Source organism: Streptomyces sp. NBC_00193 (genome assembly GCF_026342735.1).
GTDB lineage: Bacteria > Actinomycetota > Actinomycetes > Streptomycetales > Streptomycetaceae > Streptomyces > Streptomyces stoeckheimensis.
Window position 1 is genome coordinate 2,552,560 of the sequence record NZ_JAPEMM010000001.1, and the last position, 14,009, is coordinate 2,566,568.

Consider the following 14,009-nt stretch of genomic DNA (forward strand, 5'->3'; position numbering starts at 1 on the left):
GACCAAGGAGCCAGCAGTTCCCTACCCCCGGTCAGACCACCACGACCGTCACCGCCGCCGCACCCATCAGCACGGCGGCGGAGTGGATGGCCGCATGGCCGTAGTCACCCGACCAGAGGTGGCGGGCCAGGCCGCCGATGGCGGTCAGGCCCGCGATGATGCCGATCTGCGCGAGCAGGGTGACGGCGGTGAAGGGCGTCAGCAGCAGGATCACCGCGTTGAGCCAGAACGGGGCGGCGCCCGTCCAGCCCCGCCACTCCCGCACGTCCCGCCACTGCTGCCGGTTCGGCAGGTGCGGAAGGTACGGGCGGCGCGGCCCCTCACGGCGGCCTTTGGGTCTTCGGTGGTCCCCGAGCTCTCGGATCGCCGTCGTCACCGCGCCGTCACCAGCCTTTCAGTCACTTGCACGCAAGACGTCAACTCGCAGGCTGTACAGCCTCCTTGGGAGTTCCGGCGGGGACAAGAGCCCGTTCGGCAAGAAATCCGAAAGCCAGGCCGAAAGTGCCCCACATCGCTGCCTGGATGGCGAGCGAGGCGAGTCGGAACTGCCAGACGAGCGCCGCCGGGAAGTCCGCCGGCACCTCGTTGACGCCGGGCAGGAACGCGTAGGCGATGCCGACGGCCACCACGAAGGCGAGCGAGGCGGCGACCGAGGCGTTCCAGTTGCCCAGGCTCGGCGCGAGGCGCCGGCCCAGGATCAGCGCGGCCGCCGCGAGCAGCAGGCCGAGCGCGAGCATCAGGACGTAGAGCGTGGTCCGCTGCACCGTGGTCTCGGGGTCTCCGACGGCCGGCGGGTTGGCGGGGTACTTGAAGAACGGCACCAGGGTGACGGTGACGAACAGACCGCCGGACACCAGCAGCGCCGTGGCCCGGGGGCCGAAGCGGCCGATCCGGCCCAGGGCGAAGCAGTAGACGAGCGCGGCGATGCCGCCGAGCGCGATCCCGTAGAGGAGGGTTCCGGTGCCCAGCCCGGCCGTGGCCTGGAGGGCCCGGCTGACCGGGGCGGCCTCGCCGCCGCCGTGGTCGTGGGCTCCGGCTTCCTCGATGGCGATCGCCGCGTCGACCTGGGACTCACCGAGGAAGTACGCCACGAGGAACGCGGCGACTCCGGCGAGCAGGCCGGCGAGCATGCCCCTGATGAGGAGCACGCGGGGGGAAATGGGGTTCATGGAGTTATCGGTCCCTTGCGGATCGGTGGATCAGTGGCAGGGGAAGCCGAGGAGGTGGCGGCCGTCGTGCATCCACTCGTGCACGGTGTCGCCTTCGAAGATCGCGGTGGCGCCCTGCTCGGCGCCGACGAGGTAGAGCAGGACCAGCATCAGGACACCGGCGAACAGCGCCCAAGGGGCCAGAGCGGTGAGGGAGATGGGTGCGACGGCCAGGGGGGCGGCAGTCGTGGGCACGGCGGAGTTGGCCATGGCAGGAGCCTCCAGAGGGAACACGCGTCCCGGTCAGTGGTGCTTTCGACGACGGTGGCGGGTCTGACTTTCCTCCCCCTCCGGGAGGATTCACAGTGGCGCGACCGTGCCGGATTCTCAACCGGACTTCCGTCATACCGTCGTCTTGTCGTCCGCTACGGTACCGCTCTTTATCGCGGCCTTACAGCGTCCTTGCAGGAGGGCTCCGTCTCACCCGTCGTCCCGCCGACCGATGGCATCAGTCGATGGCATCAGTCGATGGCGTCGAGCACCTGGCCCAGGTCGACGAACTTGAAGCCGGTCGCCTCGCGGTCGCCGTCGCCGGGGGTCTCCCGGCCGTCCTGGACGACGAGCAGGCCGCGGGGGTAGCGCGTACCGAGAGGGGCGTTGAGGGCGGCGGCGCCGTCGCAGACCTCGGAGCCGTCGAGGGCCGCGGAGGCCGCGGTGACGCGGAAGGCGCCCTCGAACTCGTTGTGGTCCTCGCGCTCGCGGTCGTAGGCGACGAAGGTGTCGTCACCCTGGCTGGAGGCGAGCAGGTAGCCGTCGCCGCCGGCTTCGGTGACCAGGGTCAGACCCTCCACGTCGGCCTTCAGGCGCTTGCCGCCGTAGCCGGGGTCGGCGCCGGGCGTGCACTCCTCGGTCTCCTCGTCGTAGGTGCCGGGCACTGCGTACTCGCGCACCTTGTCGATCAGCTTCGGCGTGCCGGTGAGGCCCGCGTCGATGCGCCAGATCCCGACGTCCTCCTGCCCCGCGTACAGGGTGCCGTCCGCGGGATCGACGACCATGCCCTCGACCTGCGGCAGCTCGCCCGGCTCGGCGCAGGGCGTCCAGGAGCCGCCGTTCGGCAGGCGGAAGGAGGACGGCAGGTCGAGCGTGCGGACCTGGCGGTAGTCGACCGTGCCCGCGGGGGTGGCGACCAGCTCCAGCAGGGCGATCCGGGTGCGGTTGCGCTGGCTGACCACCGCATAGGACCGGCCGGTCCTGCGGTCCGTCCAGGTGGCCAGGCCGTACGCGGTCTTCTGCTCGTTGATCTCGGCCTGGTCGGCGGAGAAGACCGGGCGCGCCGCCGGGTCGGTGACGTCGGTGAGGGGGCCGCCGGGCCGGTTCCGGTCGATCCGGTAGATCCGCAGGCGGTCGTTGCCCCGGTCGCTGACCACCGCGACGTCGGCGCGCCCGCCGCCCAGGCGCAGGCCGTTGACCAGGTCGACGTTGTTGAAGCGGCCGGGTGCGTCGTCGGCGCCCGGTCCGGCCGGGGCGGGCAGCGACTGCACCTGCCGGGCCTCCAGGTCGTAGACCCGCAGACCGCCCTGCTTGGCGGTGGCGATCACCAGGCTGCGGCCCGGGTCGGCGGCGTTGCGCCAGATCGACGGGTCGTCCGCGTTGGCGTCGCCGCCGGCCTCGTCGTCGTACAGCGGCGCGGTCTCGGCCCGGGGCCGGATGCTGCTGATCGAGGAGGCGTGCGCCGGGAGCGCGACGGATGCGGCAAGTGCCGTGCAGAGCACGAGTACGGAGGCGCGGGCGGCCGGACGTATGGTCAATGTTCTTCCTTTGCAAGGGTTTTGCCCTGAGGGGAAGACGCTCGCCGGGCCGCTTGTCATGTCCGCGCCCGGCAGGTGGCCGATGGTTGAACGCGGTGCGAAACCCCGGCACCATCGGACGGTGCACCCCACCACCGTACGAGTCCGCCTCGTGATCGCGCCTCTGGACGAGGCGGGGCGCCACCACCGCTTCCCGTACGCGGATCCGTGCCCCGGCCACGAAGGGCTGCGTGGGCAGGACCACGGCGCCTGGGCCGGGCGGAGCATGGACGAGGTGGCCGGGGAGGACCCCGAGGGGCTGCGGCGGTGGATGACCGACACCTCGTACGCGCCCCCGGGCGGCGGGGAGTCGGTGGAGGCGCTGATCGCGCGGGTCGGCGCGCACCTGGGCGCGCTGGAGCCGGGGACGCACCGGGCGGTGGTGGCCGGGCAGGGCGTCGTACGGGCGGCCGTGGTGGGGGCCCTGGAGCTGCCGGCGGCGGCCTTCTGGCGGCTCGACGTACGGCCGGGGTCGGTGACGACGCTGACGGGCCGCTCCGGGCGCTGGAACCTGCTCGTGGGGCAGCCCGAGGAGTCCTAGGAGAACGCGGAACGGCCCGGACCCCGCGACGCGGTCCGGGCCGAACTACCGTGGGTGCGGAGCGGGCGTCAGGCCACGATCCAGTCGCTCGTCGCGATCACCGGCTGCACGCCGTCGCGGTGCACGGTGCCTTCGATGAGGCCGTACATGCGGTCGGCCGCGAAGTAGACCTCGTTGTCGTTCTTGAGGCCGAAGGGCTCCAGGTCGACGAGGAAGTGGTGCTTGTTGGGGAGGTTGAGGCGGACCTCGTTGACCTTGGGGCAGTTGTCGAGCACGCGCTCGGCCATCTGGTTCAGGGTCTGCTGCAGGGAGTACGAGTAGGTCTCCGCGAAGGCTTCCAGCATGTTCTTGCGGACCTTCTTGTACGACTGGTCCCAGTCGTACTCGGCGTCGTCGGCGGCGAGCGCCGAGTGCGCCCAGCGCGCGGTGACCTTGGTCGCCAGGATGCGGTCGTACGCCTCCTGCAGCGTCGTGTACTTGTCCTTGATGAAGCCGTGGAACTCGGAGTTGGTCGAGTTCATCACGGTCAGGTCCTTCAGACCCGAGATCACCTGGAGACCGGTGGTCTCGCTGTACGTGATCTGCGCAGTGCGCACCTCGGTGCCCTTGAGGGCGAAGGAGTGCTGCTCCTTGCGCGTCGGGACCGGGATCCGCTCCCAGGCGTACTCCTCGACGCGGATCTGCGCCTCGCGGATCGGGGCCTGGGAGGAGACGAAGTGCTTGGCGAGCAGGATGCCGAAGGCCTCGGGGGAGGCGACGCCGTGCTCCTTGGAGAAGGCGTACACCGTGTTCTTGGTGGTGTCGGTGGGCAGGCAGTTGGCGTTGTCACCGGTGAGGTGGACATCGCGGAACTCACCGCGGAGCGCGACGGAGACGTTGAGGTCGCGGATCTCGTGCCAGGAACCGTCGCTGCCCTTGCGGGTGACCTTGACGATGCGGTTCTCGGCCTTGCCGTACTGGTTCTGGGCGAGGATGTGCTTGCTCATGCGCTGTCTTCCTTCGGGTACTCGGGAACACGGAGTCCGGTTGTCTGGATCCCGTACGCCCGGCGTCCGGCGGACGCGCAGCCCGCCCCCCGCCGTTCGGTCACGCCGATTCCCCGCGTGGACCGCCCCGGGACTGACGTGCATCCCGGTCCGTAGGTGCCTGTTGATTCCAGCACGTTCACATGCCGTTCGTAATGGAGCGGATCCTCCGAGAACAGGCACCCACGGCTTGGGCGACCTTATGAGCGGCGCAGGTCAGACGGTGTGCGCATCGGCCACCATCAGGGCCTCGTCGATGATCCGCAGCCCCTTGGCCACGTCCTCGGCCGACACGTTGCAGGGCGGCGCGACGTGGATGCGGTTCCCGGCGAGCAGCGGCCACAGGCCGGCCTTCTTCAGGGCCGCCCCGAACTCGGCCATCGGCGCGTTGTCGGCCCCGGCGGCGTTGTACGGGACCAGCGGCTCGCGCGTCTCCTTGTTCCGTACGAGCTCCAGGGCCCAGAACGTGCCCAGACCCCGCACCTCCCCGACGGACGGGTGGCGTTCGGCGAGGGCGGCGAGGCCCGGCCCGAGCAGCTCGGCGCCGGTGCGGGCGGACTGCTCGACGATGCCCTCCTCCTCCATGACGTTGATCGTCGCGACGGCGGCGGCGCAGGCCAGCACGTGCCCGGAGTACGTCAGCCCGCCCGGGTAGGGCCGGCGGGCGAAGGTCTCGGCGATGGCGGCCGAGATGGCGACCCCGCCGAGGGGGATGTATCCGCTGGTCACGCCCTTGGCGAAGCAGATGAGGTCGGGGGTGACGTCCCAGTGCTCGGAGGCGAACCACTTACCCGTGCGGCCGAAGCCGACCATGATCTCGTCGAGGATGAAGACGATGCCGAAGCGGTCGCAGAGCGCGCGGACCCCGGCCAGGTAGCCGTCGGGGTGCACGAGGACGCCGGGGGCGCCGCCGACGGTCTCCAGGATGATCGCGGCGATGGACTGCGGGCCCTCGAAGACGATGGTGTCCTCAAGGTGGCGCAGCGCGCGCTCGCACTCCTCGGCGGGGGTGGCCGCGTAGAAGGGCGAGCGGTAGGCGAAGGGGCCCCAGAAGTGCACGACGCCCGCGGTGGCGGTGTCGTTGCCGAAGCGGCGCGCGTCCCCGGTGAGGTTGATCGCGGTGGAGGTGGCCCCGTGGTACGAGCGGTACGCGGACAGCACCTTGGGGCGGCCGGTGTGCACCCGGGCCATGCGGACGGCGTTCTCCACGGCCTCGGCGCCCGCGTTGGTGAAGAAGATCTTGTCGAGGTCGCCCGGGGTGCGCTCGGCGATCAGCCGGGCGGCCTCGGAGCGCACGTCGACGGCGAAGCCGGGCGCGACGGTGCAGAGCTTGCCGGCCTGCTCGGCGATGGCCGCGGCCACCTTGGGGTGCTGGTAGCCGATGTTCGTGTAGACGAGGGCGCTGGAGAAGTCGAGGAAGCGGTTGCCGTCGTAGTCCCAGAAGTAGGAACCCTCGGCGCCGGCCACGGCGAGCGGGTCGATGAGCTCTTGGGCCGACCAGGAGTGGAAGACGTGACTGCGGTCGTTGTCCTTCACCGTGGCCTTGGTGGAGGCGGCCAGTGCGGCGGCGTCGCGTGCGTCGGCTTCTGCGTTCATATTCCGAGGGTAGTTGTCCACGATGTGGAATCCGGTGGGGATGGCCGGGAGCGGGCGGGGGCGGGTCGGGCGCGTCAGACGACGTGCCGGCCGCCGTCGACGGTGAGCACGTCGCCGGTCGTGTAGGCGGCGTCGACCAGGTAGAGGGCGGCCTCGGCCACGTCCTCGGGGGTGCCCACGCGGCGCAGCGGGGTGTTCTGCGTGATCCACTCCCGCGAGCTCTCCCAGACCTGGTCCTCGCCCTCGTACCAGGGGGTGTCGATCAGGCCGGGTGCGATCGCGTTCACCCGGACGGCGGGTCCGAGCTGGGAGGCCAGCAGCCGGGTCATGTGGTTGACCGCGGCCTTGCTGACGGCGTAGGGGATCGAGCTGCCGAGCGCGCGGGTCGCGGAGACCGAGGAGATGTTGACGATCGAGCCCGGGGTGCCGTTCGCACCGGATTCCCGCAGGTGGGGGGCGGCGGCGGTGATCATCTGCCAGGTGCCGACGACGTTGACCTCGAAGATCTCGCGCCAGGCCGCGGCGTCGGCCGCCTCCAGGTCGTCCAGGGGGACGAACCGGGTGGTGCCCGCGTTGTTGACCAGGATGTCGAGCCGTCCGTACGTGTCGATCGCCGTCCGGACGATCCGCCGCGCGTCGTCGGCGTCCGCGACGTCGCCGCGCACGTAGACCGCGTCGGGCAGTTCGGCGGCGAGCGCCTTGCCCGCGTCCTCGCTGCGCGCCGAGTTCAGCACCACGCGGATGCCGGCCGCGGCCAGCCTGCGGGCGATGCCGGCGCCGATGCCGGAGGAGGAACCGGTGATCAGGGCGACACGACTCTCGGACATGGCATTCCTCCCGGCAGGGGTTCGCTTCCGCGTACGGACGGCCGGAGCATAACGCGATACCGGATGACGGAAAAGAGTTTCCATTATCCGGAATTTGACCTACCGGCGTTAGAGACCCGTCAAGGCGGCGCCAACGGACGTATGGGCCCCGTCAAGGAAGCCTGTGCGGACCCGAAAAGGCGTTCCACTCGGAGGTGTCCGAAAAAAGCCCTCCAACCCGGGAGCTCACGATGGCCGATCTGGCCTTCGTCGTCACCACGATCGCGGTCTTCGCGCTGGTGGTCCTCGTCGCCAAGGGGGTGGCCAAGCTGTGAACGCCGAAAACGTCATCGGTCTGCTGGTCGCCGTCGCCCTGCTGGGTTACCTCGTCGTCGCCCTCGTCTTCCCGGAGAGGTTCTAGCGCCGATGAGTCCCGTCCTCGCCGGGGTGCTCCAGCTGCTCGCGCTCGTCGCGGCCCTGGCCCTCGCCTATCGCCCCCTGGGCGACTACATGGCCCGCGTCTACTCCTCGAAGAAGCACTACGCCCCCGAGAAGTGGATCTACAAGGCGGTCGGCGCCAATCCGAACGCCGAGATGCGCTGGCCGGCGTACCTGCGCTCGGTCCTCGCCTTCTCGGCGGTCAGCGTCCTCTTCCTCTACCTGCTCCAGCGCCTGCAGGGCCACCTGCCCGGCTCCCTCGGCTTCGTCTCCATCAAGCCGGACCAGGCCTTCAACACGGCCGCCTCCTTCGTGTCGAACACGAACTGGCAGTCGTACGCCGGTGAACAGGCCATGGGCCCGCTCGTGCAGACCGGCGGCCTGGCCGTGCAGAACTTCCTCTCCGCCGCCGTGGGCATGGCCGTCGCGGTGGCCCTCGTACGGGGCTTCGCGCGCTCCCGCACCGGCGAGCTCGGCAACTTCTGGTCGGACCTGGTGCGCGGCACCGTCCGCATCCTGCTCCCGCTGGCGGCGATCGCCGCGGTCGTGCTGGTGGCCTGCGGGGTCATCCAGAACTTCTCCGGCATCCACGAGGTCGGACAGTTCCTGGGAGCGAAGCAGCAGTGGAACGGCGGGGCGGTCGCCTCGCAGGAGGCCATCAAGGAGCTGGGCACCAACGGCGGCGGCTACTTCAACGCCAACTCCGCCCACCCCTTCGAGAACCCCACCCCCTTCTCGAACCTCTTCGAGATCTTCCTGATCCTGCTCGTCCCCTTCGCGCTCACCCGCACCTTCGGCCGGATGATCGGCTCGGTCCGCCAGGGCTACGCGATCCTCGCCACGATGGTCACCATCTGGCTCGGCTTCACCGCCCTGATGATGTGGACGGAATTCGGCCACCACGGCCCGGCCCTCCAGGCCGCGGGCGGTGCGATGGAGGGCAAGGAGGCCCGCTTCGGGATCGGCGCCTCCGCGATCTTCTCGGTCGCCACGACGCTGACCTCCACCGGCGCGGTCAACTCCTTCCACTCCTCCTACACCGGCCTCGGCGGCGGGATCCAGCTGCTGGGCATGCAGCTCGGCGAGATCGCACCCGGCGGCGTCGGCTCCGGCCTCTACGGCATGCTGATCATGGCGATCATCGCGGTGTTCATCGCCGGCCTGATGGTCGGCCGCACCCCCGAGTACCTGGGCAAGAAGATCGGCACCCGCCAGATCAAGTTCGCCGCCTGCTACATCCTCATCACCCCGGCCGTGGTGCTCGGCTTCACCGCCCTCGCGATGGCCCTGCCCACCCCCGGACACTCGATGTCCAACGGCGGCGCGCACGGCTTCTCCGAGGTCCTCTACGCCTACACCTCGGCCGGCAACAACAACGGCTCCGCCTTCGCCGGGCTGAACGCCAACACCCAGTGGTTCAACACGACCACCGGTCTGGCCATGCTGCTCGGCCGCTTCCTGCCGATGGTCTTCGTCCTGGCCCTGGCCGGCTCGCTCGCCGAACAGCAGCCGGTCCCGGCCACCGCGGGCACCCTGCGCACCGAGAAGCCGCTGTTCACCTTCCTGCTCGTCGGCACGATCGTCATCGTCACGGGCCTCACCTACTTCCCGGCCCTGGCGTTGGGCCCGCTCGCCGAAGGGCTCGCCTCATGAGCACCGCCACCCCCACCGTCACCCCCACCCGAGCCCCGCACGGGGACCTGCCCAGCGGTCACAAGCCCGAGAAGCCCAAGGTCGGCGGCGGCATCTTCGACCCGAAGCAGCTGCTGAAGTCCTTCCCGGACGCGGTGCGCAAGCTCGACCCCCGGGTGATGGTCAAGTCGCCGGTCATGTTCGTGGTGCTGATCGGCTCCGTACTGACCACCGCACTGGCGATCTCCGACCCGGGCAACCTCTTCGGCTGGGCGATCACCGCCTGGCTGTGGCTGACCACGATCTTCGCCAACCTCGCCGAGGCGGTGGCGGAAGGCCGCGGCAAGGCCCAGGCCGACACCCTGCGCAAGGCCAAGACCGACACCGTCGCCCGCCGCCTGAACGGCGCCGTCGAGGAACAGGTCCCGGGCACGGACCTGCGTATCGGCGACCTCGTGGTCTGCGAGGCCGGCGACATCATCCCCGGCGACGGCGACGTGGTCGAAGGCGTCGCCTCGGTCGACGAATCCGCCATCACCGGCGAATCGGCCCCGGTCATCCGCGAGTCGGGCGGCGACCGCTCCGCCGTGACGGGCGGCACCAAGGTGCTCTCCGACCGGATCGTCATCAAGATCACGACGAAGCCCGGCGAGACCTTCATCGACCGCATGATCAACCTGGTCGAGGGCGCGGCCCGGCAGAAGACGCCGAACGAGATCGCGCTCAACATCCTGCTCGCCTCGCTGACCATCGTCTTCCTGCTCGCCGTCGTCACCCTCCAGCCGTTCGCGATGTACGCGCACGCCAAGCAGTCGATGATCGTGCTGACCGCGCTGCTGGTCTGCCTCATACCGACCACCATCGGCGCCCTGCTCTCCGCCATCGGCATCGCGGGCATGGACCGGCTCGTGCAGCGCAACGTCCTCGCGATGAGCGGCCGTGCGGTGGAGGCCGCCGGCGACGTCTCCACGCTGCTGCTCGACAAGACCGGCACCATCACCCTCGGCAACCGCCAGGCCTCCGAGTTCGTCCCCGTCACCGGCGCCATCGCCGCCGAACTGGCCGATGCCGCCCAGCTCTCCTCGCTGGCCGACGAGACCCCCGAGGGCCGCTCGATCGTGGTCCTCGCGAAGGAGAAGTACGGCCTGCGCGAACGCCACCAGGGCGAACTGGTGGGCGCCGAATGGATCCCCTTCACCGCCCAGACCCGCATGTCGGGCGTCGACGTCGACGGCCGCAAGGTCCGCAAGGGCGCGGCCGGCTCGATCATCGCCTGGGTCGGCGAACAGGGCGGTACGGTCGCCCCGGACGCGCGGGCGAAGGTGGACGAGATCTCCGGCGCCGGCGGCACCCCGCTGCTCGTCGCGCTGGAGGACGAGAAGGGCGCCCGGGTCCTCGGTGTCATCCACCTCAAGGACGTGGTCAAGGAGGGCATGCGCGAACGCTTCGACGAGCTGCGGCGCATGGGCATCAAGACCATCATGATCACCGGCGACAACCCGCTGACCGCCAAGGCCATCGCCGAAGAGGCGGGCGTGGACGACTTCCTGGCGGAAGCGACGCCCGAGGACAAGATGGCCCTCATCAAGCGCGAACAGGCCGGCGGAAAGCTCGTCGCCATGACGGGCGACGGCACGAACGACGCCCCGGCCCTGGCTCAGGCCGACGTCGGCGTCGCGATGAACACGGGCACCTCGGCCGCCAAGGAGGCCGGGAACATGGTGGACCTGGACTCCAACCCCACCAAGCTCATCGAAATCGTCGAGATCGGCAAGCAGTTGCTGATCACCCGGGGCGCGCTGACCACCTTCTCCATCGCCAACGACGTCGCCAAGTACTTCGCGATCATCCCGGCCATGTTCGCGGCGGTCTACCCGGGCCTCGACAAGCTCAACGTCATGGGCCTGCACTCCCCCGACTCGGCGATCCTCTCCGCCGTCATCTTCAACGCGCTGGTCATCATCGCCCTGGTCCCGCTCGCCCTGAAGGGCGTCCAGTACCGGCCCACCAGCGCCGACAAGATGCTCCGGCGCAACCTCACCGTCTACGGACTCGGCGGCCTGGTCGCCCCGTTCATCGGCATCAAGCTCATCGACATGGTCGTCTCCCTCATCCCCGGCCTGCGCTGAAAATCAGGAAGTGCTGATCCCATGAACAACTCCGTAGGCAACACCGCCCGCCTGCTCGGCGCCGGGCTGCGCGCCCTCCTCGTCCTCACCGTGCTGTGCGGGGTCCTCTACCCCCTCGCGATCACCGGCATCGCCCAGGCCGCCTTCGGCGGCAAGGCCAACGGCTCCGAGGTCCAGGACGCGAGCGGCAAGGTCGTCGGCTCCTCCCTGATCGGCCAGTCGTACGGGGACGACCTGCGCTGGTTCCAGGGCCGCCCGGCGGCGGGGCTCGCCGGGAACACCGTCAACACCCAGTACGAGCTGCTGGTCTCCGGCGCCACCAACAAGGCGGCGGACAGCCCGGAGCTGCTGAAGTCCGTGCAGGAGGCCAAGGCCAAGGTCCTGCTCGACAACACCGTCCCGGGCTACGCCCCGCGGCCCGACCGGATCCCGGCGGACGCGGTGACCTCCTCCGGCTCCGGCCTGGACCCGGACATCTCCCCGGCCTACGCGGAGCTCCAGACGGCCCGGGTCGCCCAGCGCAACGGCCTGCCGGTCGAGGAGGTGGCGAAGCTGGTGAAGGCTCACACCGAGGGCCGCACCCTCGGCTTCATGGGCGAACCGCGCGTCAACGTCCTGGAACTGAACACGGCCCTGCGGGACCTCAAGCGGTGAGGGTGACCGGCTGGCTGTAGGCGTCGAGTCCGCCCGAGGCGGACGTGACCAGGACGAGGTAGCGGCCCGGGGCCAGGTCGGGGACCGTCACGGTGGCGCCGGTGTGGTGGGTCTGGATGCCGGTCGCGAGGACGGCCTCCGTCCGGGCCTGGCTGCCGTTCATGGTGACGAGCTCGATGTCCACCACGTCGCCGGCCGGGCCCACCACGTACCAGGCGACGGCCTGCCTGCTGCCCCGCGGCCAGACCGCGCCCGGGCCGGGGGTGTGCACCAGGAGGTTCTCCGACTCCACGAGCACCGCGGCGGCGGGGCGGTTCAGCCCCCGCAGGACGCGCCGGGCGAGCGACTTCAGGGAGGAGGGGGTGGAGGGCGTGGAGGGGGAGGCTGACATGGTGCTCCTTCGCTGGGTGCGTCCGGTCCGGGGTCTTTACTCCCCTTTGAAGAATGGCCGCCGCGCCCCCTGCTCCGCCTCGTACTTTCGGCCGGTACCGACGCGCCCCGACGGGTAGGCGACCCCTGTGATCCACACCTCTCTCTTCGGAATGACGTTGTGGAAGCCATATGGAGTCTTGCAGTGTTGCCTACGAGCCGAAGGAGATTCGGTTTCTGTGGTTCGTGCAGGATGAGGGGGAATCTCATGTACGAGATGTTCGACGACCGGTTCCGGACCGGACGGTGCATGAACGGGGACGCCGCGCTCGAGGTCCTGCACACCGGCTGCCGCTGGGCCGAGGGACCCGTCTACGTACCCGCGTGGCGTCAGGTGGTCTGGAGCGACATCCCCAACGACCGCATGCTGCGCTGGGACGAGGAGACCGGAGCCGTCTCCATCTTCCGGCGGGGCGCTGGGCACACCAACGGCAACACCCTCGACGGGCAGGGCCGGCTGGTCACCTGCGAGCAGGGCAACCGCCGGGTGACGCGGACCGAGCACGACGGCACGGTCACGGTGCTGGCCGACCGCTGGCAGGGCAAGCGCCTGAACAGCCCGAACGACGCCGCGGTCAGGTCCGACGGCTCGATCTGGTTCTCCGACCCGGACTTCGGCATCACCAGCGACTACGAGGGCTACGTCGCCGAGAGCGAGATCGGCTCCAACAACGTCTACCGCATCGACCCGGGCACCGGTGAAGTCCGCCTGGTGGCCGACTGTTTCGAGGCCCCGAACGGCCTCGTCTTCTCCCCCGACGAACGGCAGCTCTTCGTCTCCGACACCCGCGGCGGCCGCATCCGGGTCTTCGACGTCCGCGAGGACGGCACCCTCTCGGACGGCAAGGTCTTCGCCGACGCGGCGGCCCGTCCGGGAGCCCGCTTCGACAACCTCCGCTTCGACGCCGGCGGTCGGCTCTGGGCGGCCGCCATGAGCGACGGCGTGCACTGCTACGACCCCGACGGCACCCTGATCGGGCGGCTCGCCGTCCCCGAGACGGTGTCCAACATCGCCTGGGGCGGGGCCAAGCGCAACCGGCTCTTCATCACCGCCGAGACCAGCCTCTACTCGGTGGTCATGGCCGTCACCGGCACCCACCCGACCGGACCGGGGCGCAGGCCCTGGCTCGGCGGCTCCGGCCGGCCCTGAAATCCCGGTGCCGGGCGCGGGCCCCCGCTGGCACACTCCCCGGATGGACGCCTCTGACGCGGATGAGCCCCGCCCTCGCGTACGCGAGATGACCGAGCCCGACATCGACGCCGTCGCCGCCGTGCGCGTGAGCGGATGGCGGTACGCCTACGCCGGGCTGATGCCGCAGTCGTACCTGGACGGGCTCAGCGCCGCCGCGTACGCGGAGCAGCGGCGGGCCGCCTTCGCCGATCCGGCCGGTGCCGTGACCAACCTCGTGGCCGAGGGCCCCGACGGCGCGGTCGTCGGGTGGGCCGCCTTCGGGCCCGCCAAGGGCACGGATCCCGAGGGCACGGATCCCGAGGGCGCGGCGCCGGACGAGGGCGAGCTGTACGCCCTGTACGCGCGGCCCGACGTCATCGGCACCGGCGTCGGCCGCGCCCTGCTGACCGAGGTGCTGCGCCGGGCGCCCTACCCCGCGGTACGGCTGTGGGTGCTCGAAGGCAACGCCCGGGCACGCCGGTTCTACGAGCGCGCCGGCTTCCGCCCCGACGGCGGCGTCCTCGTCGACGAGTCGGACGGCTTCCCGGTGGCCGAGGTCCGCTACCGCAGGACGGCCGACCCGCACTAGGCCG

General features: G+C 70.5%; 15 protein-coding genes. 7 read left to right on the forward strand and 8 right to left on the reverse strand.

Annotated elements, in window-relative coordinates:
- Positions 1-31: 31 nt before the first annotated feature.
- The 4 genes from OG898_RS11135 to OG898_RS11150 form a co-directional block, all read right to left on the reverse strand.
- Positions 32-376, reverse strand: a complete 345-nt coding sequence (locus tag OG898_RS11135) for a hypothetical protein (protein ID WP_250750124.1) — start codon at positions 374-376, stop codon at positions 32-34.
- A gap of 40 nt (positions 377-416) precedes the next feature.
- Entirely contained in the window at positions 417-1,169 is a 753-nt protein-coding gene (locus OG898_RS11140; RefSeq protein ID WP_250750125.1) for a CbtA family protein, read from the reverse strand.
- A 30-nt stretch (positions 1,170-1,199) separates the two neighbouring features.
- Entirely contained in the window at positions 1,200-1,418 is a 219-nt protein-coding gene (locus OG898_RS11145; RefSeq protein ID WP_250750126.1) for a CbtB-domain containing protein, read from the reverse strand.
- 251 nt (positions 1,419-1,669) lie between these two features.
- On the reverse strand, positions 1,670-2,956 hold the full coding sequence (locus tag OG898_RS11150) for a phytase (RefSeq protein ID WP_266956528.1): 1,287 nt from the start codon (positions 2,954-2,956) through the stop codon (positions 1,670-1,672).
- Between the two features lie 121 nt (positions 2,957-3,077).
- On the opposite strand from OG898_RS11150, the gene OG898_RS11155 reads away from it, so the two are divergent.
- Positions 3,078-3,536, forward strand: coding sequence for a histidine phosphatase family protein (locus tag OG898_RS11155; RefSeq protein ID WP_250750129.1), 459 nt, complete (start codon positions 3,078-3,080; stop codon positions 3,534-3,536).
- A gap of 68 nt (positions 3,537-3,604) precedes the next feature.
- On the opposite strand, the gene pucL is transcribed toward OG898_RS11155, so the two are convergent.
- From pucL to OG898_RS11170, 3 genes are all read right to left on the reverse strand, one after another.
- Entirely contained in the window at positions 3,605-4,522 is a 918-nt protein-coding gene (pucL, locus tag OG898_RS11160; RefSeq protein WP_243330865.1) for a factor-independent urate hydroxylase, read from the reverse strand.
- A 255-nt stretch (positions 4,523-4,777) separates the two neighbouring features.
- Positions 4,778-6,157: an aspartate aminotransferase family protein gene (locus tag OG898_RS11165; protein ID WP_250750130.1), complete on the reverse strand. Its 1,380-nt coding sequence runs from the start codon at positions 6,155-6,157 to the stop codon at positions 4,778-4,780.
- A gap of 74 nt (positions 6,158-6,231) precedes the next feature.
- Positions 6,232-6,984: an SDR family NAD(P)-dependent oxidoreductase gene (locus OG898_RS11170; protein ID WP_250750131.1), complete on the reverse strand. Its 753-nt coding sequence runs from the start codon at positions 6,982-6,984 to the stop codon at positions 6,232-6,234.
- A 310-nt stretch (positions 6,985-7,294) separates the two neighbouring features.
- On the opposite strand from OG898_RS11170, the gene kdpF reads away from it, so the two are divergent.
- From kdpF to kdpC, 4 genes are read left to right on the forward strand one after another with little or no spacing between them, the layout of a single operon-like run.
- On the forward strand, positions 7,295-7,384 hold the full coding sequence (gene kdpF / locus OG898_RS11175; protein WP_243330869.1) for a K(+)-transporting ATPase subunit F: 90 nt from the start codon (positions 7,295-7,297) through the stop codon (positions 7,382-7,384).
- A 5-nt stretch (positions 7,385-7,389) separates the two neighbouring features.
- A complete protein-coding gene (gene kdpA / locus OG898_RS11180; RefSeq protein WP_250750133.1) occupies positions 7,390-9,054 on the forward strand; it encodes a potassium-transporting ATPase subunit KdpA in 1,665 nt (554 codons plus the stop codon).
- Complete coding sequence (gene kdpB, locus OG898_RS11185) at positions 9,051-11,162, forward strand: potassium-transporting ATPase subunit KdpB (RefSeq protein WP_266956532.1); 2,112 nt, start codon at positions 9,051-9,053, stop codon at positions 11,160-11,162. The genes kdpA and kdpB overlap by 4 nt, the downstream gene beginning before the upstream one ends.
- 21 nt (positions 11,163-11,183) lie before the next feature.
- Entirely contained in the window at positions 11,184-11,816 is a 633-nt protein-coding gene (gene kdpC, locus OG898_RS11190; protein ID WP_266956534.1) for a potassium-transporting ATPase subunit KdpC, read from the forward strand.
- Here kdpC and OG898_RS11195 read toward each other — a convergent pair.
- Positions 11,806-12,207: a GPI anchored serine-threonine rich family protein gene (locus OG898_RS11195; protein ID WP_266956536.1), complete on the reverse strand. Its 402-nt coding sequence runs from the start codon at positions 12,205-12,207 to the stop codon at positions 11,806-11,808. The two genes, kdpC and OG898_RS11195, sit on opposite strands and share 11 nt — an antisense overlap.
- 246 nt (positions 12,208-12,453) lie before the next feature.
- On the opposite strand from OG898_RS11195, the gene OG898_RS11200 reads away from it, so the two are divergent.
- Together OG898_RS11200 and OG898_RS11205 are read left to right on the forward strand one after the other, a co-directional pair.
- Positions 12,454-13,395, forward strand: coding sequence for an SMP-30/gluconolactonase/LRE family protein (locus OG898_RS11200; protein ID WP_266956538.1), 942 nt, complete (start codon positions 12,454-12,456; stop codon positions 13,393-13,395).
- A gap of 88 nt (positions 13,396-13,483) precedes the next feature.
- On the forward strand, positions 13,484-14,005 hold the full coding sequence (locus OG898_RS11205; RefSeq protein ID WP_250738844.1) for a GNAT family N-acetyltransferase: 522 nt from the start codon (positions 13,484-13,486) through the stop codon (positions 14,003-14,005).
- The last annotated feature ends 4 nt before the right edge of the window (positions 14,006-14,009 follow it).

Coding starts and splice junctions, on each gene's coding strand:
- kdpB (WP_266956532.1), top strand. CDS start 9,051: ATGAGCACCGCCACCCCCACCGTCACCCCCACCCGAGCCCCGCACGGG.
- pucL (WP_243330865.1), bottom strand. CDS start 4,522: ATGAGCAAGCACATCCTCGCCCAGAACCAGTACGGCAAGGCCGAGAAC.
- OG898_RS11145 (WP_250750126.1), bottom strand. CDS start 1,418: ATGGCCAACTCCGCCGTGCCCACGACTGCCGCCCCCCTGGCCGTCGCA.
- kdpC (WP_266956534.1), top strand. CDS start 11,184: ATGAACAACTCCGTAGGCAACACCGCCCGCCTGCTCGGCGCCGGGCTG.
- kdpA (WP_250750133.1), top strand. CDS start 7,390: ATGAGTCCCGTCCTCGCCGGGGTGCTCCAGCTGCTCGCGCTCGTCGCG.
- OG898_RS11195 (WP_266956536.1), bottom strand. CDS start 12,207: ATGTCAGCCTCCCCCTCCACGCCCTCCACCCCCTCCTCCCTGAAGTCG.
- OG898_RS11170 (WP_250750131.1), bottom strand. CDS start 6,984: ATGTCCGAGAGTCGTGTCGCCCTGATCACCGGTTCCTCCTCCGGCATC.
- OG898_RS11200 (WP_266956538.1), top strand. CDS start 12,454: ATGTACGAGATGTTCGACGACCGGTTCCGGACCGGACGGTGCATGAAC.
- OG898_RS11165 (WP_250750130.1), bottom strand. CDS start 6,157: ATGAACGCAGAAGCCGACGCACGCGACGCCGCCGCACTGGCCGCCTCC.
- OG898_RS11205 (WP_250738844.1), top strand. CDS start 13,484: ATGACCGAGCCCGACATCGACGCCGTCGCCGCCGTGCGCGTGAGCGGA.
- OG898_RS11140 (WP_250750125.1), bottom strand. CDS start 1,169: ATGAACCCCATTTCCCCCCGCGTGCTCCTCATCAGGGGCATGCTCGCC.